This is a genomic window from Microbacterium sp. F2E (genome assembly GCF_020905435.1).
Taxonomy (GTDB): domain Bacteria; phylum Actinomycetota; class Actinomycetes; order Actinomycetales; family Microbacteriaceae; genus Microbacterium; species Microbacterium lacticum.
The window spans coordinates 22463-42476 of the sequence record NZ_JAJJIB010000021.1 but is presented as its reverse complement, the minus strand read 5'-3'; the positions used below and the strand labels follow the sequence as shown (position 1 = coordinate 42476).

17 protein-coding genes and 1 pseudogene are annotated in these 20014 nt (G+C 72.4%); 7 read left to right on the top strand and 11 right to left on the bottom strand.

Annotated elements, in window-relative coordinates; genetic code table 11:
• Positions 1-70: 70 nt before the first annotated feature.
• Both LOK55_RS12890 and LOK55_RS12885 read right to left on the bottom strand, forming a co-directional pair.
• Complete coding sequence (locus tag LOK55_RS12890) at positions 71-337, bottom strand: hypothetical protein (protein ID WP_229935682.1); 267 nt, start codon at positions 335-337, stop codon at positions 71-73.
• Positions 334-1275: a tyrosine-type recombinase/integrase gene (locus LOK55_RS12885; protein ID WP_229935681.1), complete on the bottom strand. Its 942-nt coding sequence runs from the start codon at positions 1273-1275 to the stop codon at positions 334-336. The genes LOK55_RS12890 and LOK55_RS12885 overlap by 4 nt, the downstream gene beginning before the upstream one ends.
• Positions 1276-1591: 316 nt before the next feature.
• Here LOK55_RS12885 and LOK55_RS12880 point away from each other — a divergent pair, with 316 nt between their 5' ends.
• The 3 genes from LOK55_RS12880 (at position 1592) to LOK55_RS12870 (ending at position 3537) form a co-directional block, all read left to right on the top strand.
• Positions 1592-2083: a hypothetical protein gene (locus LOK55_RS12880; RefSeq protein WP_229935680.1), complete on the top strand. Its 492-nt coding sequence runs from the start codon at positions 1592-1594 to the stop codon at positions 2081-2083.
• Positions 2084-2281: 198 nt separating this feature from the next.
• Positions 2282-2689, top strand: a complete 408-nt coding sequence (locus LOK55_RS12875) for a DUF488 domain-containing protein (protein WP_229661512.1) — start codon at positions 2282-2284, stop codon at positions 2687-2689.
• 122 nt (positions 2690-2811) lie between these two features.
• On the top strand, positions 2812-3537 hold the full coding sequence (locus LOK55_RS12870; RefSeq protein WP_308066681.1) for a serine dehydratase beta chain: 726 nt from the start codon (positions 2812-2814) through the stop codon (positions 3535-3537).
• Here LOK55_RS12870 and LOK55_RS12865 read toward each other — a convergent pair.
• The 3 genes and pseudogenes from LOK55_RS12865 to LOK55_RS12855 form a co-directional block, all read right to left on the bottom strand.
• Positions 3504-3683, bottom strand: a pseudogene (locus tag LOK55_RS12865) (CorA family divalent cation transporter); the annotation flags it as partial. The gene LOK55_RS12870 and the pseudogene LOK55_RS12865 overlap by 34 nt on opposite strands.
• A gap of 184 nt (positions 3684-3867) precedes the next feature.
• Positions 3868-4167, bottom strand: a complete 300-nt coding sequence (locus tag LOK55_RS12860; protein ID WP_229935679.1) for a DUF3467 domain-containing protein — start codon at positions 4165-4167, stop codon at positions 3868-3870.
• Positions 4168-4223: 56 nt separating this feature from the next.
• Positions 4224-7886, bottom strand: a complete 3663-nt coding sequence (locus LOK55_RS12855; protein ID WP_229935678.1) for a bifunctional RecB family nuclease/DEAD/DEAH box helicase — start codon at positions 7884-7886, stop codon at positions 4224-4226.
• Positions 7887-7980: 94 nt separating this feature from the next.
• On the opposite strand from LOK55_RS12855, the gene LOK55_RS12850 reads away from it, so the two are divergent.
• A complete protein-coding gene (locus LOK55_RS12850) occupies positions 7981-10059 on the top strand; it encodes an NAD(+) synthase (RefSeq protein WP_229935677.1) in 2079 nt (692 codons plus the stop codon).
• A gap of 14 nt (positions 10060-10073) precedes the next feature.
• Here LOK55_RS12850 and LOK55_RS12845 read toward each other — a convergent pair whose 3' ends face one another.
• Complete coding sequence (locus tag LOK55_RS12845; RefSeq protein WP_229935676.1) at positions 10074-10673, bottom strand: hypothetical protein; 600 nt, start codon at positions 10671-10673, stop codon at positions 10074-10076.
• Between the two features lie 177 nt (positions 10674-10850).
• On the opposite strand from LOK55_RS12845, the gene LOK55_RS12840 reads away from it, so the two are divergent.
• Together LOK55_RS12840 and LOK55_RS12835 are read left to right on the top strand one after the other, a co-directional pair.
• Complete coding sequence (locus LOK55_RS12840) at positions 10851-11405, top strand: nucleoside phosphorylase (RefSeq protein ID WP_229935675.1); 555 nt, start codon at positions 10851-10853, stop codon at positions 11403-11405.
• Positions 11406-11467: 62 nt separating this feature from the next.
• Positions 11468-12490: an aromatic acid exporter family protein gene (locus LOK55_RS12835; RefSeq protein WP_229935674.1), complete on the top strand. Its 1023-nt coding sequence runs from the start codon at positions 11468-11470 to the stop codon at positions 12488-12490.
• Positions 12491-12611: 121 nt separating this feature from the next.
• On the opposite strand, the gene LOK55_RS12830 is transcribed toward LOK55_RS12835, so the two are convergent.
• The 3 genes from LOK55_RS12830 to LOK55_RS12820 form a co-directional block, all read right to left on the bottom strand.
• Positions 12612-15764 (bottom strand): AAA family ATPase, encoded by a 3153-nt coding sequence (locus LOK55_RS12830; protein WP_229935673.1) that lies wholly within the window; start codon positions 15762-15764, stop codon positions 12612-12614.
• The gene (locus LOK55_RS12825; RefSeq protein WP_229935672.1) at positions 15761-16933 is read right to left on the bottom strand and encodes an exonuclease SbcCD subunit D; all 1173 of its coding nucleotides are present in this window, start codon (positions 16931-16933) and stop codon (positions 15761-15763) included. Before LOK55_RS12825 ends, LOK55_RS12830 begins: the two co-directional genes overlap by 4 nt.
• Positions 16934-17026: 93 nt before the next feature.
• Positions 17027-18493 carry an MFS transporter gene (locus tag LOK55_RS12820; protein WP_229935671.1) on the bottom strand — a complete coding sequence of 489 codons (1467 nt, stop codon included), beginning with the start codon at positions 18491-18493 and terminating at the stop codon, positions 17027-17029.
• A 70-nt stretch (positions 18494-18563) separates the two neighbouring features.
• Between LOK55_RS12820 and LOK55_RS12815 the strand changes: the two genes are divergently transcribed.
• A complete protein-coding gene (locus LOK55_RS12815; protein ID WP_229935670.1) occupies positions 18564-19445 on the top strand; it encodes an alpha/beta fold hydrolase in 882 nt (293 codons plus the stop codon).
• 74 nt (positions 19446-19519) lie between these two features.
• Here LOK55_RS12815 and LOK55_RS12810 read toward each other — a convergent pair whose 3' ends face one another.
• Both LOK55_RS12810 and LOK55_RS12805 read right to left on the bottom strand, forming a co-directional pair.
• Positions 19520-19732, bottom strand: coding sequence for a hypothetical protein (locus LOK55_RS12810; RefSeq protein WP_229935669.1), 213 nt, complete (start codon positions 19730-19732; stop codon positions 19520-19522).
• Positions 19729-19938, bottom strand: coding sequence for a hypothetical protein (locus LOK55_RS12805; RefSeq protein ID WP_229935668.1), 210 nt, complete (start codon positions 19936-19938; stop codon positions 19729-19731). The genes LOK55_RS12810 and LOK55_RS12805 overlap by 4 nt, the downstream gene beginning before the upstream one ends.
• Between the last annotated feature and the right edge of the window lie 76 nt (positions 19939-20014).

Here is a 20014-nt window from a genome sequence, read left to right as displayed (position 1 = left end):
GACGCTCCTCGCGCTCCGGACTGATAGCCATGGTCTCCATGATGTTCTCCTTCGAGATGAACCTCACCCCTTACACAGACCATCTGATACCCCCCGCGGGGTCGAACCAGGCGACATGCTCGGCGAACTGGCGGACATAGTTCAGTCGCTCCAGCACCGTGCCGCGGGAGAACTGTGCTGCCCACGCGGTCGCCAGATCCCGGCGGATCGTGGGCTCACCGGCGTCTTCCATCCAGCCGACGAACGCATCCAGAGTCTTGCCTGGCGCGACGAGCTTGAACCCGAGTGCCCGCCGGGTCGCCAGGTAACCGTCCATCAGATCGCGCAACCCGCTCATCGTGGACACCTGCCCAATGACGCGGCCGCCGGCCATTCGGGTGCGAGAGCGGTGAGCCGGTTCTTGTCGACCTTGGCGTAGAGCGCGGTCGTGGGTAGATGCGCGTGGCGTAGCAGCCCCTGGACCTCCTGCAACGTCGCCCCAGTGGCGAGCATCCCGGTCGCGAACGTGTGCCGCAGCCGGTGTGGGCCGAACTTCTCCACCCCGGCCTTGATGCAGATTTGCCGGATCGTCCCGCAGACACCGTTGGCGCTCAGTGGCTGGACCGGATCGATGACCGTCCAGAACACCTCCTCGCCCTGGACCCTGCCGCCGCGGCCGTGGAGCACGTAATCCTCCAAGGCGTGGCCGACCTCGTCGGGCAGTGGGAGCTCATCGACACGGTCGCCCTTGCCCCGGATGCGTAGGCTTCCGGTGCGCCAGCCGATGTCGTCGAGCCGAAGGCCGGCGATCTCACAAGCGCGCAGCCCGAGCCCGGTAAGAAGCAGCAGGATCGCCCGGTCACGCAGCCCTTTCGGTGAACGCAGATCGAGAGTGTCGAACAGTGCCTCGATCGTGCCCGCCGGCACCGGGTCCGGAATCGATGAGAGTCGCCACGCCGCCGCGTGCGGCACCACCCCGGACAGGTCCTGTCCCATCCGACCGGAGCGGTGAGCGTACTGCAGAAACGAGCGCAGCATCACCAGCTGCTTGCCCAACGTCGATGCCTTCAGCCCACGCGCTGCTTCCAGGTCCACCCACTCGATCAGCATCGCCGCGGTCAGCTTCCGCAGCGACTCCTCGACCGGCGCGGGCAGCCACTCCACGAATGCTGCGACGCGAGCCGTGTACGCGGCAGCCGTGCACTCCTGCGCTGATCGCTCTTGGAGCAGCCACCTCTCGAACTCATCCAGCACATCCCGCACGTCGGCGCGGCGCTGATCACGATGAACCACCATCTCGGTCCTCCTCGACCTGAAGCCGAGCGATCCCAGCGACCGCCCCGGTCAGATCAAGCGAACCCCGACTCCAGAGCCAATGGTTATGTTGACCGGCTCAACCGTTCACCCCTGCCCCGCCTGGGCGCTCACCGAGCCGGTCAACATAACCCCGAGGTCGACATACCATCCACCGCAGCCTCCTCGAAACCGGAGGATTCAGACCCCGACCACAGCTGGTCCACGCCGGCCCCCTCGACGAGTGGCGCGCCCAGGACGGGTCCTTCGCCTCCTCAGCCCCCGCCCCCAGGAACTCCCCGGCCTCACACGCCTGCAGATGACGGGCGTGCACGGACGCTCCACCACCTCCTCGGCCATGTGGTTCCTGGGCGACGACAACGCCTGCCAGCGCCGAGGTGCACTGGACGGTCAGGGATCCTGGATCCACGACCGCGACACCCTGGTCGCCCTCGAGCTGTGCACGGACACCTCCCCCGCCCGTGCCGCTCTGCTGGGCATCGACCCAACCAGCGGTGCCGAGCGCTGGCGCGTGTCCGTCCCCGGCTTCGACGCGTGGGCCGCGGGGCTCGACGGGCCAGTCCCCGCACTCTCCTCCAGCCCGTGGCCGGTGACCTTCCACTCCCTCCCGTCCTCCGCCCCCACCGACGAGGGCGGCACCGACGAGGGCGAGACGGCCGAGGGCGGCGCCGACAAGGATGGCCCCTCGGTGCCCACCGATCCCGGGACAGATGCCTTCGAGGTGGTGGTCGACGGCGTGGGACACAGGATCGCGACCTCGACGGGGGAGATCCTGCAGACGCAGGGATGAGCCGGCCCCCGGGCTGCCCCCGGGCTGCCCCCCGGACTGCCCCTGGCGCAGACTCCCGGACGGAGCGCGACACGACTAGCGTCGGTCCTGGCAGGAGAACGCGTGTCGCATGCCGTCCACCACACCGCCGGGACCGTGGCACGACGGACTTCGCCGAGAAAGAGGACGGACTTCGGCGGGAGAAGGAGGGGGAGGGACGTGTCGGAACAGGGGGGACCCGAAGAGGTTGACCAGGCCGTGGAGCGGCCGCAGGTCCGGGTGCGCAGGATCTACGAGGACCCCGACCCCGCTGACGGGGACCGTGTCCTGGTGGACCGTCTGTGGCCGCGCGGCATGAGCAAGGTGCGCGCCCATCTGGACGAGTGGTGCAAACAGGTCGCCCCCTCACCCGAGTTGCGTCGGTGGTACGCCCACGATCCGGCGAAGTACCCGGAGTTCCGCCGCCGCTACCTGGAGGAGCTCCGTGGTCCCGACCATGCCGACGCGCTCGCGGATCTGCGGCAACGGGCAGCAGCCGGTCCCCTCACGCTGCTCACCGCCGCGAAACGCTCCGACATCTCCGAGGCCACCGTGTTGAAGGAACTCCTGGACCCCCACGCATCCTGATCCGCCGGAGCCCCATTCCTCACGGCCGCGTCAAGGACCCGGGCCCCGTGGCCCTGATCCGCTCTGCACGGTTGCGCCGCCCCCACCGCCCCCGTCACTGAGTCCCGGGGAGGGGCACAACGGTGGCCACGGATCTGCATCCCGCGCCCCTCCACCGGCAGACCCCTGAGCACCACGGTGCCGACCAACCCACCCCGGCCGCCCTCGTCGCGGGTCAGGTCGCAGCCGCGGAAGCGCCGCACCCCCTGTCGGTCTTCGACCTCTTCCGCATCGGCATCGGTCCCTCCTCCTCCCACACGGTGGGCCCCATGCGGGCGGGTCTGGCCTTCGCAGCCGAACTCGCCGACCTGGGTTCTCCCCACATCCACCGGCTGACCGTGGACCTGCTGGGTTCCCTGGGCGCCGCCGGACGCGGGCACAACACCGACAGGGCGGTGCTGCTGGGGCTCGTGGGCCACGACCCGGCGGGTGGATCGCCCTCGTCCGGGTCCGTGGAGAGCAGCGCCCCCTCCTCCCTCCTGCTGGAGCGCACCTACTACTCGGTGGGAGGCGGCTTCGTCATGGTCCAGACGACCGAGGATCCGCAGGAACCCCGGGTCGAGTCACTGGCCACCCCGGGCACCGCCGGAACCCTGGACGTCTCCGCCCCCCACCCCTTCGCGACCTCGGCGCAACTGCTCGCCAGCTGCGACGCACGCGGGATGTCGATCGCGCACCTCGTGCGCGCCAACGAGGAGTCCATGCGCAGTCCCGACCTGGTGGAGGGATACCTGGACCTGGTCGCCGACGAGATGTTCACCTGCGCGGATGCGGGCAGCTCGGGCATGATGTCGAAGTTCATGCCGTAGACGGTGCCGATGAGCGTCGGCGCGAAAATGATCGCCGCCCACGACGAGATCTTCTTGACCTGCTCGTTCTGCTGCAGGTTGACCTCGGTCTGCCGCCGCGCGACGAGCGCCGAGTGCACCGTGAGCGCCTTGTCGAGCGTTGTGCGTGCGCGCCGATGCGCCACGGGCCGGCGCTCAGCGTGCGAAGACGCGAGCTGCGGACGCCGCGGCGCGCGGACTATCGTCTGCCATGGTCGTCACCGCCTTCGCTCGCCGGCGCCGCAGGAGAAAGCGCGGCGCCTCGGCGAGCATACGCCCGATGGATGCCTCGTTCCGCCCGCGCCGCGTGCGTCAGTCGCCGGTGCGGTGGCCCGTCTCCTGCTCCCAGAACTCCAGCTGCTGAGTGAGCGCCTTCGCCAGCTCGAACACCTGCCGCGGAGGGATGCGCACCCGCTGCACGACGCGGCCGGGGACGACGGTGACCGCGTTGCCCTCGGCATCCGTCGCCGCCTGCGGCGGGCGGGCGAGGGAGACGAAGTCCATCACGAAGACGTCGGGCGTGTGCCAGACGTTCGCGAAATCGGCGTAGCTGCCCGGAACGACCTCGGGCGGCAGGTCGATCTCGAACTGGCGGGGCGCGTCGTCGGCCATGGCATCCCTCTCATCATCACCCGCGAACCGGCGGATGCCGCGAGTCTACGGGGCGCTCACACGGCACCGACCAGCCGGGCGAACGCGCTCAGCCGGGCGACGCCCTCGGGGGTGCGGGGCAGGTCGTCGAGGAGGCCGGTGCTGTAGACGACGTAGGCGGTGTGCTCGGCCCGTGAGACGGCGACGTTGAGACGGTTCTGCAGCAGCAGGAACTCGAGTCCGCGCGGCGCATCGCGCCCCGACGAGGCCGCGAGCGAGACGATCGCGACGGCGGCCTCCTGCCCCTGGAACTTGTCGACCGTGCCGACGGGCACCTCACCCCACCCCGCCGCGGCGAGCGCCTCTTCGACGACGATCTGCTGCGCGTTGTAGGGCGTCACGACGATGAGGTCGCTCTGCGCGAGCGGTCGCGGCGGCTCCCCTTCCCCCGCCACCCAGGGCCGAGCGAGCAGGTCGCCGACGATCGCGACGACGGCGTCCGCCTCCTCGGGCGACGACGTCGCGTTGCGCGTGTGCGAGAGCGGCACGGGGATCACCCCGGGAGCGACGCCGTCCAGGTGCCGCGCGGAGGTCGACGGGTGCGCCGCGAGGCGGCCGGCGTAGGAGAGCTGCGAGACGGGCTCGGCGACCTCGGGGCGCATGCGCCGGGTCTGCGCGAGGAAGTAGCCGCGGTCGTCGGGGATGACGGCGGCGCCGTCCATGATCCAGCCGAGCGCCGACGTGTCGACCGGCTCGGGGTGGGTGCCCTGACTCACCTGTGGCAGCTGCTGCGGGTCGCCGAGGAGCAGCAGCCGGTCGGCGGCGACCGAGACGGCGATGGTGGATGCCAGGGAGAACTGCCCCGCCTCATCGATCACGAGCAGGTCGAGGCTGCCGCGCGCCACCCGGCCGGGGTGGCTGAGATCCCACGCGGTGCCGCCGATGACGTACCCGTCGGGATGCTCGTCGGCGAACGCCGCGTAGCCGTCCTTCGCGATCACCGTGAACGGCGCGTCGCCGGAGGCGCCGGATTTCCGCGCCTTCGCGACCCGCGCGGCGGGGAGCCCGGCGGCGACGATCCGCTCGAGCATGTTCTCGACGACGGCGTGCGACTGCGCGACGACGCCGACCTTGTATCCGCGCTCGGCGACGAGCCGCGCGACGACGTGCGAGCCGACGTACGTCTTGCCCGTTCCGGGCGGGCCCTGCACGGCGAGATAGCTGTGATCGAGCTCCTGCACGGCGCGGGCGATGTCGTCGACGTCGTCGCCCGCCGACCGCGGCAGCGTGCCCGATGCGGTGCGCGGCGCGCGGCGCAGCAGCAGGTCGGTAGCCGCGTCGCGGGGGAACTCCGCGGCCACGGTCGGCGCCGCCTCGATCACGCCGTCGGCCCACCGGTCGATCACCGCCTGCTGGCTGCCGGCCTGGGGCGGCGCGGGCGGGGTGAGCGCGATCGGCAGCTCCTGCCAGGTGAACCCGGCGATGGAGTTCTCCTCGAGGATCACACCGTCGTCGAGCGTGTCGACGATGCGCGCCGAGCGAGCCGCGTGGATCCAGCGCGGGCTCGTGTCGATCGGGAACGGCGCCGGCAGCTCGTACACGAGGTACGCCGACGAGTCGGCCGTGAGCTTCGTGCCCGGGGCGAGGTCGCCGCGCAGCTGCACGACCCGGCGCTGCACCCGTGCCCCTTCAGGGATGTGCCAGTCGGTCAGCACGCGGCAGCGGTCGTGGTCGAACACGACGACGTCGCGGGTGTCCTCCCAGATCGACACCGGTTCGCGAAGCCGCAGGAAGTGCGTCGCCCAGAAGGTCTTCGCCTCGCGGGGGTAGTAGTCGATCGCGGCCGCGCCGAGCCGGAGCGCGGCGACCGCCGGCTCGTCGGCGTGGTCGGCTTCGGCCGCCCGGTTCGCGAGCCGGTTCAGCGCCTCGGCGCGCGGCGACGGCTCGTAGTGCCGCTCGGCCGCATCGATGTCGGCCGACGGCATGAGATTCGCCTCGCGCGCCCGCTCGACGAGCCAGTCGCGGAGGCGACGCGTCGACACGCAGTCGTACCGGTTGTAGTCGGCGAGGTCGTCGAGCACCGCCTGCGCGGCGGCCGTGTCGCCGGCATCCGCGAGGGTGCGCGCCTCGACGTACTTCACGATCGAGTCGTCGCCGCGCTGCACGTCGCTCGTGCGCACCTCGGCGCCCATGTAGAGCGGTTCGAGCTTCTTGATCGAGTACGAGCGCGACCCGACCCGCAGCGCCCGGCGGACGATCGGGTAGAGATCGACGAACACGCCCTCGCGCAGCAGCGTGTCGACCTCCGCCTCGCGCACGCCGTACGTGGCGGCCATCGCCAGCAGATGCGTCGTCTCGTAGGGCGCGTAGTGGTAGATGTGCATGCCGGGGTGGGTCTTGCGCCGCAGCATCACGATGTCGAGGAACGTCTCGAGCGCCGCGCGCTCTTCGGCGTGCGTGTGCGCCCAGAGCGCCGAGTACTGCTCTCGATCGTCGACCCAGCCGAACAGATAGTCGATCCCCCACTGCGGCCGGCCGCCCGGCGGGGGCGTCTCGGTGTACAGCGGATCGCCCTCGAAATCGAAGAAGATGTCGCCGCGATCGGGCCGCGGGAGCGCGCCGATCGCCTTCGGGAACACCACCTCGTAGGTCGGCACGGGCGGCAGCTCGACCGTTTCGGAGCCCGGTGCCTCCACAGCGTTCTCGGCGGCCACGACCTCGACTGCCGCGACCTCGTCGGGTGCCGGCCCCGGTGCGGGCGCTGACGCAGGCAGCAGGGCGACGATCCCGCCGGCGGGGCTCTCCAGCTGCAGGCGCGCCTGGGTGCGTAGGCCCGTGAAGGTGTCCCACGACATGCGCTCGGGCGCCTCGCGGGCGGCGGCGAGGTCGTCGATGGCGAGGATGCCTGCGGCGCGCAGCCGATCGCGCTGCACGGGTCGCATGCCCGCGACCAGCAGCAGGTCGCGGTGCGAGATGACCTCGGCGTCGCACGTCGCGCAGCGCCCGCACGCGACGACGCGCAGCTCGCCGCGGTCGTCGCCCCAGGCGATCGGCTCGCCCTCGGCCCCGGCGGCGAGGTCGCGGTCGGCGATCAGGGCGCGCAGGCGCTCGCGGCGCAGGCGGAAGACGGGCATGAGGTCGCGCACCTCGTGCGTCGAGGTCGTGCCGTCGCCGAGGAGCAGCTCGACGCGGTCGCTGCGACGGACGCCGAGGCGGTCGAGTTGATCGACGTATGCCGCCAGCTGCATGAGCGCGGTCACCCGGGCATGGCGGGCGAGCTTCGTGTCCTGCACGATCCACGCACCGGGCTCGGCGTCAGCGTCCACGCCGGGCGAATCCTCCGCGGTCTCTCGCAGCAGGTAGTCGGCGAAGCCGACGAACTCGTCGGTCGCGAACACCGCCTGATAGATCACCGCGACGTCGGGGTCGGCGAGCGCCGCGTTCGTCGCGGCGACGGCCGCGGCGATGCCCTGGGCATCCGATGACCGCGTCTCGGGCAGTTCGACGACGCGGCCGGGGTACTGCGCGCGATAGGCCTCGAGCTGACGCAGTTCGTGCTGCGTGCCGAGGCGGCCGGCGCGGGCGAGGGTGAGGTCTTCGGGCTCTTCGACGGCGGGCAGCCGGCCGAGCTTCGCGTCGATGGCGCGCAGCCACGCGAACTCGCACTCGGCGGCGGCCTTGAGGTCGCTCGCGCTCCAGACGATCCGTGCGCCGTCGCCGCTGTCTTCGATGTATCGCATGTCACCCTTCCGCGATCGACCCTAGCCGCGGGCTCGGACGTCGCCCCGGTCGACTCCGCCCCAGCCACCCGAGACGAGGTGCCAGACTGGGCAGGTGAGCGAGCAGCTACCGTTCGAGAGCGTCTACCGGCACGGCTTCGCGCGCGTCGCGGCCTGCACGATCCCCGTGGCCGTCGCCGATCCGCCGCGCAACGCCGCCGCCGTCATCGCGGCGGCCCGCGCCGCGCACGACGAGGGTGCGGCGGTGGCGGTCTTCCCCGAGCTGTGCCTCACCGGCTACGCGATCGACGACCTCGTGATGCAGGACGTCGTTCTCGACGCCGCTCGCGCGGCGATCGACGAGGTCGTCGCCGCCTCGCGGTCACTGCGGACCCTGCTGGTGGTCGGGGCGCCGCTGCAGCTGGGCGCACGGCTGTATAACTGCGCCGTGGTCATCCACCGCGGCGCCGTGCTCGGCGTCGCACCGAAGACCTACCTCCCCACCTATCGCGAGTTCTATGAGGCGCGCTGGTACGCGTCGGGCGCGGGCGCCCCCGCCACGACGACCCTGTCCGGCGAAGAGGTGCCGGTTGGCACGGATCTCGTGTTCGAGGCATCCGATGTGCCCGGTCTCGTCGTGCACGCCGAGGTGTGCGAGGACATGTGGGTGCCGATCCCGCCGTCGTCCACCGCGGCGCTCGCCGGCGCGACGGTGCTGCTGAACCTCTCCGGCAGCCCCATCACGATCGCCCGCGCCGACGACCGGCATCTGCTCGCGAAGTCGCAGTCGTTCCGCTGCAACGCGGCCTACGTCTACGCCGCGGCCGGCCAGGGCGAGTCGACGAACGACGTGTCGTGGGACGGGCAGACGATGATCTACGAGGCCGGGGCGCTCCTCGCCGAGACGGAGCGCTTCCCCGACGGTCCGCGCACCGCCCTCGCCGACATCGACCTCGACCGGCTGCGGCAGGACCGCCTGCGGCAGGGCACGTTCGACGACAACCGGGTGCAGGCGGAGGCTGCCGCCTCCGTCCGTCGCATCCCGTTCCACGTGGACCCGCCCTCGGCGCTGGCATCCACGACGACCCTCCGCCGCCCCCTCGACCGGTTCCCGTTCGTGCCCGACGACCCCGCCCGCCTCGACCAGGACTGCTACGAGGCGTTCAGCATCCAGGTCTCCGGGCTCGAGCAGCGGATGCGTGCGATCGGGTCACCCAGGCCCGTCATCGGTGTCTCGGGCGGGCTCGACTCGACCCACGCCCTGCTCGTCGTCGCGCGCGCGATGGACCGGATGGGGCGCCCGCGCAGCGACATCCTCGCCTACACGATGCCCGGATTCGCGACGAGCGAGCACACGAGATCCAACGCGGTCGCCCTCGCCGAGGCGATCGGCGCGACGATCTCGACCATCGACATCCGTCCGATGGCGACCGAGCTGCTGAAGGGCATCGGGCACCCCTACGCGAACGGCGAGCCCGTCTACGACGTGACGTTCGAGAACGTGCAGGCGGGGGCGCGCACCGACTTCCTCTTCCGCCTCGCGAACCAGAACGGCGGCTTCGTCGTCGGCACCTCCGACCTGTCGGAGCTGGCGCTCGGCTGGGCGACGTACGGCGTCGGCGACCAGATGAGCCACTACGCGGTCAACGCGGGCGTGCCGAAGACGCTCATCCAGCACCTGATCCGCTGGGTCATCGCGCATCCGGACGACGGCGCCGCGCTGACGCAGGAGGCGAAGGACGTGCTGCAGTCGGTGCTCGACACGGAGATCAGCCCCGAACTCGTCCCCGCCGGACAGGACGGCAAGGTGCAGTCGACCGAGGACACGATCGGCCCCTACGCGCTGCACGACTTCGCGCTGTTCCACGTGCTGCGCTACGGACTGCGCCCGTCGAAGATCGCGTTCCTCGCCGAGCAGGCGTGGTCGGATGCCACGGCGGGCGCGTGGCCGCCCGGATTCCCCGACGCCGACCGCTACGCCTACGACCGCGCGGCGATCGTGCGCTGGCTGCAGGTGTTCGTGAAGCGCTTCTTCGGGTTCGCGCAGTTCAAGCGCACGGCGATCCCGAACGGACCGAAGGTGCTCGCGGCCGGGTCGCTGTCGCCGCGCGGCGATTGGCGCGCGCCGTCGGACGGCAACGCCGCCGTGTGGCTCGCCGAGCTGCGCGAGGCGTTCCCCGACCTCGTCGACTGAGGCGGGTCAGGGGGTCAGGGGCGCGTCGCCGGAGGGACGGGGCGGCCGACGGCGACCGTGATGATCCAGCCGTCGCGTGACGCGTCGACCAGTTCGTACTTCATGTTGCGGTCGGGGATCCAGCCCTTGTTGCGCCCGGTGTCGAGGTGCACGCGGTCGGGGGCGACGCGCACGCCGCGCCCGTCGGCTTCGAGCACGGCCTGCACGCGCACCCAGTGCTGCAGCAGCTCTTCGGTGTTCGACTCGTCGATCAGTCGCGAGTGGCGCCCCATCTGCCGGATGTCGGCGTCGTCGGGGTGCATGTCGCGGATGTCGATGCCGACGGAGAGCGACGGGTCGCAGATCGCGACGACGGTCGCCGCGCGATAGCTGGCGGTGACGATCGAGATCGGCAGCTCCTCGCCGTCGCGCGAGGCGATCAGGCGCGTGTGGTACCCGAATCCGCGCGGAGGTTCGCGCTCGACGCGGATGTCCGTGGGCTCGCACCCGAGCTTGGCGGCGATGACCTCTTTGGCGATGATGCGACGCCGGTCGTGCACACTCGTCGCCGGGTCCCAGCCCAGTCGGGCGGTCACACCGTCGGGGGTGTCCAGAGGAACGGTCTGCAGGGTCATGTCGCTCCGATCTCCACGCGGACGGGTCCGTCGAGACCCGACATCCTCATCTTGTCCCACGGAGCGCACTCGCGCGCCCCGGGCGCCGTGAGAAACCGATCTCGACCGGCGCACGTCGCGGCGAGGCGGCTCCCCGCAGCGGAGGGAAGCACTCGCGGCGGATGGACGAATGAGGGGGTGAAGCTCCTCGTCGCCGCCCTCGCCTCCGAACTCGACGCCTTCGAAGACCCGCTCGACGGGTTCGAGCGGCTCGTCACCGGGCCGGGCAAGCTGCACGCGGCCTACGCCCTCACCCGCCGTCTCGACGCCGGCGGCATCGACGAGGTCGTCGTGGTCGGCACGGCGGGCTCGGTGGATGCCTCGGTCACCGGCGTGCACGAGATCGCCGCGGCGATCCAGCACGACGTCACCGACATCGACGGCATCGCCGGGCAGCACGTGTCCCTCCCGGCGCGCGTGGAGACCGGCGGCGGCACCGTGACGATCGCCACGGGCGACCACTTCGTCGACGACGCGGATGCCGTGGCATCCATTCGCACCCTCGGCGCGACGCTCGTCGACATGGAGACCTACGCCTACATCTGGGTGGCGGAGCGCTTCGGCGTGCCGATCACGGTGCTGAAGGCGGTGTCGGACAGCGCGCAGGACGATGCGATCACCGACTGGCGCAGCACCGTCGCCGCGTGCAGCGCGCAGCTGCGCACCGAGATCCGGAGCCGCTACGGCGTCTGAGCGGTGGGGCGGCCGCCGGTGCGTGCGCGCTGGGCGGGGATCCGCCCGCGTAACGTGAGGGCATGAACTGGTCGCTGCGCGCCGCGCGCCGCTCGTCGTTGCTGCAGGTGGTGAAGTCGGCGGTCGCGACGGCGGCGGCGTGGCTGATCGCGGGCTGGCTCGTCGAGGGACCGCCGCCGGTGTTCGCGGCGATCGCGGCGCTGCTGACGGTGCAGCCGAGCATCAGCCAGTCGTTCGGCCGCGGTGTCGAGCGGACGGTCGGGGTGATCGCGGGTGTGATCGTCGCCTCGGCGATCGGACTGCTGCTGGGTTCGGGTTTCTGGGCGGTGGCGCTCGCGGTGACGTGCGCGCTGCTCGTCGCGTGGGCGCTTCGCGCGACTCCCGGCACGGCGAACCAGATGGCGATCAGCGCGATTCTCGTGCTCGCTCTGGGCACGGCGACGCCGGGTTACGCGGTCGATCGCATTCTCGAGACGGCGATCGGCGCCGTCACCGGTCTGATCGTGAACGTCGCGATCGTGCCGCCGCTCGCGCTCGGTCCGGCCCGCGAGCAGGTCGCGATCCTGACCGGCGACACCGCCGACGCGCTCGACCGGTTGGGCAGCGCGCTGGTGCAGCCGCAGACCGCCGCGTCCCTCGACGACCTGCTCGCGCAGGCGCGGGCGCTGCGCGGCTCGGTGACGGCGGCCGAGGTGGCGATCACGCAGGCAGACGAGTCGCTGGCGTTGAACCCGCGGCGCCGTCGCAGCTCGGAGGAGGTCGAGGCCCTCAGCACCGATGTGCGGCGCCTGTTCGCGATCACGACGCAGCTGACCGGGATGACCCGCGCGTTCGTCGACGACTACGACGACACGATCGCGGGCGACCGCTACGCGACGGCGATCGCCGAGCAGCTGCACCGCGCCGCGCACGATCTGCGCCTCGCGGTGTCGACGGGCGACCTCGACCTCTCCGCCGAGGAGCCGGCGCTGACCCGGCCGCTCGAGGTGATCACGGCGCCGCCGACGCACTGGATGCTGATCGGATCGCTCCTCGTCGACCTGCGACGCATCCACGACAGCCTGGCCGCGCACCCCGAGGCCTGACCCCGGCCCTCGGCTCGAACTTCTGGTCACTCGTGGCGGCGTCCCCCGCCGCGACCCCGCAACAACTGACCACAAGTCGGATGCCACGAGCCGGCGCGGCGGCGGAGCGCGGGTGCCGGGCTCAGGCGTCGGCGGCGACGGCCTGGCGGATGATGCTCGGGCCCTGCGGGGTCGCCTCGACGACGAGTTGCGCGGGCAGCTGCTCCTTCATCGCCTCGACGTGGCTGATGACGCCGACCGTGCGCCCGCCCGCCCGCAGCTCGTCGAGGGTGCGCATCGCGAGCTCGAGGGTCTCCGGGTCGAGCGACCCGAACCCCTCGTCGACGAAGAGCGTGTCGAGCCGGATGCCACCGGCGCGTGAGGTCACGACCTCGCCGAGCCCCAGGGCGAGAGCGAGCGAGGCGAGAAATGTCTCGCCGCCGGACAGCGATTGCGGGCTGCGGAGCCGTCCGGTGTGCGCGTCGAGCACCTCGATGCCGAGCCCCGACGCGCGCCCGCGCGCGGCCCGCGCGTCGGAGTGGTGCAGCGTGTAGCGGCCCGACGACATCTCCGTCAGCCGCACGTTGGCCGCCGCCACGATCTCTTCCAGTTCCGCCGCGAGCACGAAGGTCTCGAGGTCCATCTTCAGCGTGTTCGGCGCGCGCCCGGCGACGGTGTCGGCCAGGCGCGTGACAGCGCTCGCCCGATCGGCGATCTCCTCGACCTGCGCGGCGGCCTCGTCCACCTGCTCCGACAGGTCGCGGAGCGCGTCTGCGGCCAGTTCCGCCCCGCGCAGGGCCGCGATCGCAGCGCTCCGCGCGGTGTCGGCACTCGCGAGCCGCGCCGCCGAGTCGGCGAGCGCCTCGGCGGTGACGTCATCACCGGTCGCGGAGAGCTCGAGGTCGAGCAGCCGTGCGCGGGTGGCGGTGAGATCGGCGGCATCGCGGGCCAGCCGCTCCTCGAGATCGGTGACGTCCGCGGCGGGCAGCAGCGCGGCCCGCGCCGCGTCTATCGTCGGGAACCCGCTGCCCGCGAGTCGTGCGTCGCAGTCGGCTCGCGCCGTCTCTTCGGCGCGCCGGCGCTCCGCGAGTGCGGCGCGGGAGTCGGCGAGGCGCTCCGCGCGCACCCGCTCGGCGGCGCCGGCCTCGATCCGAGCGGCGACGCTGGCGTGATCGCCGCGTGCGGCGGCGATCACTGTCTCCGCGCGTGTCGCCTCGGCGGCCGCCGCGGCGTGCTCCTCACGGTCGGCTCCGCGCTGGTCGGCGCGTGCTGCCCGCTCGCGCTGCGCCGCGGCGGTGAGCTCGTCGAGCTCGGCGCGCTTCGCGATCAACTGCTCGAGGTCGCGCACCGCGGCGTCGGCGGCGTTGAGGTCGGACTCCGCGGATGCCAGGGCGTCGACGAGCGAGGGAAGGTCGTTTCCGCCCGCCCGGGCACGGGCGGCGGCGAGCTGATCCCGCAGGGCGCGCGCTGCGTCGGCGGCGGCGACGGCGCTGGCTCCCGCGCGCTCCCGCTCCTGTTCGGCCGCGCTGAGATCCTCGTCGGTGACCGGTTCGGCGGACCCGGTGGCGGGCGCGGGGTGCGCGGTCGCGCCGCAGACGGCACAGGGCTCGCCGTCGACGAGCGCAGCGGCGAGCTCCCCCGCGTGCCCCGCAAGGCGGCGCTGCAGCAGCTCGGTGACGGCGCCGGCCGCGGCGGCGGCGGCGATGCTCGCGGCGTGGTGTTCCTGTTCGGCGGCGGCGCTGCGCTCGGCGAGCGCGGCAGCCTCGCCCGCCGCAGCGTGCTGCACGGCGAGCTCGTCGCGGCGGACGCGCAGGTCGCCCTGTCGGGCGGCGCCGGCGCGCGCCTCAGCGATCGCATCGTCGAGGTCACGGGCCTGGGCGGGAATGAGCGCGAGCTGCGCGTCGAGCTGCGCAAGCGCCACGTCGGCATCGGCCACGGCGGCCGCGGCGGCGTCGCGCCGGGCGAGCAGCGGCACCTGCGCGCGCTCGAGCGCCCCCGCATCCTCCCACCGCGCGAGCTCGGCGGTGAGTTCGTCGATCCGAGCGGCGATGTCGATGGATGCCTCGCCGCCCGACGCCGTCCACTCCGCCAGCGCGCCAGCTGCCGCGTCCTCGGCCGCACGACGCTGCGTGTCGGCGCGCTCGACGGCGTCGATGGGCGCACGCAGCGCCTCGGCGGCGCGGGCGCGCTCGAGGCGCTCACGCTCGACGGCGCGCTCGGGCGCTCGTGCCTCGAGCTCGGCGAGCCGCGTGCGCACGGCCGCGCGCTCACGCCCCTGCTTGTCGCGCTCGACGAGCGCGCCGTGCTCGGCGAGAGCGTCGCGGTGCGCCCCCTCGGCGTTCGCGAGCACGGCGGCGGCCTGCTCGATGCGGTAGTCGGCGCGGCTGACCGCGACGATCAGCGCCGCGCGGCGCGCCGACAGATCGCCCGCACCCGGGTCCACGCTGCCGCCATAGGCACCAGAGTCCGCCCCGCTTACAACGTCGGAGCCAGAGTCCACGTCAGCCTCGGCACCAGAGTCCGCACCCCTTCCACCACCATCACCAGCACCCACCTCGGCGCCGCCCAACGCACGCCCAACCGCCGCTCCCGGAACCTCACCCCCGCCGGCCGCATTCCGCGTCTGCTCCTCGACCATCCGCTCGGCGAGGTCGAGGAGCGTCTCGGTCTGCGTCGTGGCGCCGGCGAGGGTCTTCTGCGCCTCGCGGCGGCGCTGCTCGAGGTCGTCGCGGTACTGCTCGAACCGGCGGGTGCCGAAGAGGGCGCGCAGCAGCGTCTGCCGCTCGTCGCCGGGCGCCAGGAGGAACCGCGAGAACTTGTTCTGCGCGAGCAGGATCACCTGCTGGAACTGCTGCGCCCCGAGCCCGAGCATCTCGCCGAGGGCGACGCCGACATCGCGTGGCTTCGCGGCGCGCCCGACCCACACCCCGTCGACCTGCTCTTCGAGCACGGCGCGCGCGATCTCGGTGGTGAGCCCGCCACCGCGCTTGGCCGGCCGGTCGTACTCGGGCGACCGGGTCACGCGCCACCGCGTGTCGCCGATCGTGAACTCGAGCCTCACCTCGGTCGGGTCGGTGAGCGCGCTGTGGTCGCTGCGCAGCCGCTTCTCACCGCCGTCGTAGCGCGGCACCGTGCCGTACAGCGCGAAGCTGACCCCGTCGAGGATGCTCGACTTGCCGGCGCCGGTGCGCCCCGAGATGAGGAACACTCCGTCGTCGCCGAAGGCGTCGAAATCGACGCGCTGAGTCTCGCGGAATGGGCCGAACCCGGTGAGCTCGAGCGTGTGCAGTCTCACGCGACCGCCTCCGCGCGCACCCGCTCGTCGAGCACGTCGCGCAGGATGTCGGCCTCGTGCTCGCTCACGCCCTCTCCTGGTCGCACGTGGCCGAGGAACGCCTCGACGAGCTCCGCATCGGTGCGCGCGGCGCGCACGCGCTGCGCGTAGGTGCGCCCGTCGCCCTCGCGCACGACGCCCGGGGCGTGCACGACCTTCATGCAGAACGGGAAGCGCTCCTGAAGGCGGCGCATCGCGTCGGCCTGCGGCAGGGCGTCGGTGTACTCGGCGCACACCCAGGCATCCTCTGCGCCCGCGTGCGCGGCATCCGTCAGCAGGTCGTCGAACGGCGCGCGGAACGTCACGACGCGGCGCGGCACGGGCAGGTCGAGCCACTGCGCACCGGCGAAGCCCGCGGCATCCAGCTCGACGAGCCAGGACCCGCGCGGCTTGTCACCCTCGCCGAACGCGTAGTGCAGCGGCGCGCCCGCGTACCGGATGTGCGGCGAGAGCTGCTGGCGCCCGTGGATGTGCCCGAGGGCCATGTAGTCGACTCCGGCGAAGGTCTCGAGCGGAACGACGTCGAGGCCGCCCTGCTGGATGTCGCGCTCCAGATGCGGCGTCGGCGCGACCCCCGCCGCGAAGCAGTGCGCGATCGCGACCGACCGCATCGGCCCGGCCGGGTCGGCGAGGCCCGCACGCGCCGCCAGGTCGGCGCGCACGAGATCCATCGCGTGACCGAGCACCCCCGCCTGCGACGTCACGCCGGGCCAGACGTGGCGCAGCAGCGCGGGCTCGAGGAACGGGATGCCGTAGATGTGCACCGGTCCGTGCGCATCGGTCACGGTGATCGGCGTGCCGACGGCGGTGGGATCGGTGAGCACGTGGATGCCGTCGCGCAAGAGTCCCGACTGAAACCCCAGCCGGGCCGCGGAGTCGTGGTTGCCGCTCGTGACGATGACCTCGGCGCCGGTGCCGGCGAGCGCGCGGAGGGTGTCGGACAGCAGCGAATAGCAGGCCGCCGCGGGCGTGCCCGAGTCGAACACGTCGCCGGCGACGATCACGACGTCGACGTCGTGCTCGCGCACCTGCGCGGTCAGCGACTCGAGCACGCCGCGCAGCGCCTCGAGCGTGGAGTGACCGTGGAAGGTCCGCCCGATGTGCCAGTCGGAGGTGTGCAGGATGCGCATGCTTCCACGGTAGGTCGGGCCCCCGACATCGCCCGGCCGCCCCGCCGCGTAAAACCCCCGCCGCGTAAAACCCCCGCCGCGCGAACCCCGCCTTCAGCGCCCGCGGGCGCGCCGTCGCGAGGCGAGGTCGATCACGCCGAGGAGGAACGCCAGCGCGACGAACAGCGCAACCGAGATCATGCCGAAGGCATAGGCGTCGTGGTAGACGTCGAGGCCCGCGCGCCCGGCATCCTTGTCGCGGTAGATCGCGGCGTAGAACAGCGACAGGGCGACGGCCGTCCCGACCGCCGTCCCGATCCGCTGGCCGAGCTGGCCGACGGAGCCCGCGAGGCCGCCCGAGCGGGTGGGGATCTCGGCGAGGGTCAGCGTCTGGTTCGGCGCGACGACGAGGCCCGCCCCGATGCCCGCGACGAACATCACGCCGGCCATCGCATAGGCGACCACGCCGGCCGGCACCGTGTACGCGACGACCGTCAGCACGACCACCGAGACCAGCACGATGCCGAGGCCCCAGACCACCAGCGGCCGTCCGAGGCGGCCGACGAGGTTGCCGCCGTACCAGGCACTGACGGCGCTCGCGAGCGCGAAGCCGATCGACACCATGCCCGCGAACACGGGCTCGAGGCCCACCCCCAGCTGCAGGAACAGCGTGGTCAGCAGGAAGAGTGCCGGGATCGCGGTGAAATACGTCGTCACGATCAGCGTGCCGTTGCGGTACGACGCGATCGTGAAGAGCGCGAACGGGATGAGCGGCGCCTTGCCGGATGCGGCGTACCGCCGTTCCCACCAGACGAACGCCGCGGCGAACACGACGAACACGACCAGCGACCACCACCGCCGCGGGTCGTCGTCGGGCGAGCCCGTCGTGAACAGGAACGGCCACATGAGGGTCACGATCATGACGCCGAACAGCACGAGGCCGATCGGATCGAGCTGCAGCCTCCCGGGCGTGGGCGTGCGGGTGCGGGGCAGCAGGAAGACGACGCCGGCGAGCACCGCGAGACACAGCGGCACGTTCATCCAGAAGATCCAGCGCCAGCCGTCCTGCGCGCCGCCGAGGGCGATCATGAGCCCGCCGAGCGTCGGGCCGAACGCCGTCGCGATGCCGATCGTCGCCCCGAACAGGCCGAACGCGCGGCCGCGCTCCTTGCCCGTGAAGATCTGCTGGATCGTGCCGATGACCTGCGGCATCTGGATGCCGGCGGCGAGACCCTGCAGCAGCCGGCCGGCGATCAGGATCTCGATCGTCGGCGCGAGCGCACACACGATCGAGGTGATCGTGAACAGGCTCAGGCCGATGATGAACAGCTGCCGCCGCGAACGCTGGTCGCCGAGCCGCCCGAACGGCACGAGCGCGAGCCCGAACATCAGCACGTACCCCGACACCACGATCTGCAGCTGGGTGGATGCCGCGCCGAACGCCGCCTCGATCGACGGGAGCGCCACGTTGACCTTGCTGAGGTCGAGGATCGTGAGGGCGGCGACCGAGACGCACACCCAGAACGCGCGCCAGCGCTGGCCGTGATCGAGCGGGATGCTGGAGGTGGCGGGAGAGGTCATCAGGATCAGGCTATGCCTGTCGCACCGGGCTCGGGTCGGGGCCGCTTCCGCGGCCGGGTAGCCTCGGTGCGTGGCATCCGACGACAACTCCGCGCAGACGACCGCAGAATCCGCGGCCGAGACGGTGACCGAGGCGGTGAAGGATGCCTCGGCGGAGGTCGCCGAGAAGGTCGACCGCGCGATCGACGAGGCGACCGGCGTGCGGCCCGACGACGGCGAGATCGAGGAGTTCACGTACGACGGCTCGACGCTGATCGCCGAGCGCCGGGGCGAGGCGCCCGCGCCCCGCACCGTTCTGCTCGTCCACGGGATCGGCATGGGTCGGAAGGTGTTCGCCGACCTCGTGCAGCGCGTCGAGGAGGGCGCCGTCGTCGTCGCCGTCGACCTGCCCGGCTACGGCGATGCGCCCGAGCCGCCGCGCACTCCCACGATCGAGCGCCTCGCCGATCTCGTCGCCGCCTACCTCCGGCACCTGGGTCGCGGCCCGGCGTTGCTCCTCGGACACTCGATGGGCACGCAGGTCGTCACCGAGGTCGCGGTGCGCCATCCCGACCTCGTCGACCGGCTGGTTCTCGTCGCGCCCACCGTCGACCGCCGGCACCGCCGCGCGCTGGTGCAGCTCTGGCGACTCGGCCGCGACCTCCTCAGCGAGAGCGGCAAGGTGCTCCTGCTCGGCGCCCGCGAGTACCTCCACGCGGGGCCCAACCTCGGACGCAAGATGCAGGCGATGCTCGTGCACCGCCCCGAGGACGCCTACCCGAAGATCACGGCGCCGACGCTCGTCGTCCGCGGCGAGCTCGACGTCGTCGTCCCACAGGCATGGTTCGACGAGGTCGTCGCTGGGATTCCCGACGCCACGCCGTTCGTGATCGAGGGGCACCACCACGAGACGCTGATCCGCACGGCCGGGCCCACCGCGGCGGAGATCCGCCGGTGGCTCGCCGAGACCTGATCATGCGGGCGCCGCCCGGCGCGACGCCCGCGTTCGGCCCCGCCGACGGGCGCGGCTCGAGGGGTGAGCGCGGCTCAGCCCGCGAGCTCCGCGACCAGTCGCGCGATGAGCTCTTCCTCCGCCGAGATGCCCGTGTCGTCGAGCCGCCGCCGCACGGCGGTCTCCACGACCGCCGCATCCTCACCGGCGACGTCGGCGCGCAGTTGCGCGATCACGCCGTCCAGGCGCTCCTGTTCGGTGGTCTCGTGCTGATCGAGGACCGGCTCGTCCTGGGTCTCCTCGCTCATGCGCGCTCCTCCGCTGCGGCGTCCTCGGGCAGCGCCGCCTCGACGGCCTCGGCATCCGAGCGCTCGCTCGTCTCGCCGTCGGCGACCTCGGCGCTCTCCCAGCCGGTCGCCGGTGCGGCGTCGATCACGCCCTCCGGTAGATCGTCGTTCCGGCCTCGTCCGGGGTCTCCCGTCCGGTCCCCATCCGTGTGCTCGTCGTGCGCCATGTCGTGCCCCTTCCGCGACGACGTGGTCGCCCGCCGCGCCTTCAGTGTGCGGGCGGATACGGCCGTCGGGCAGGGG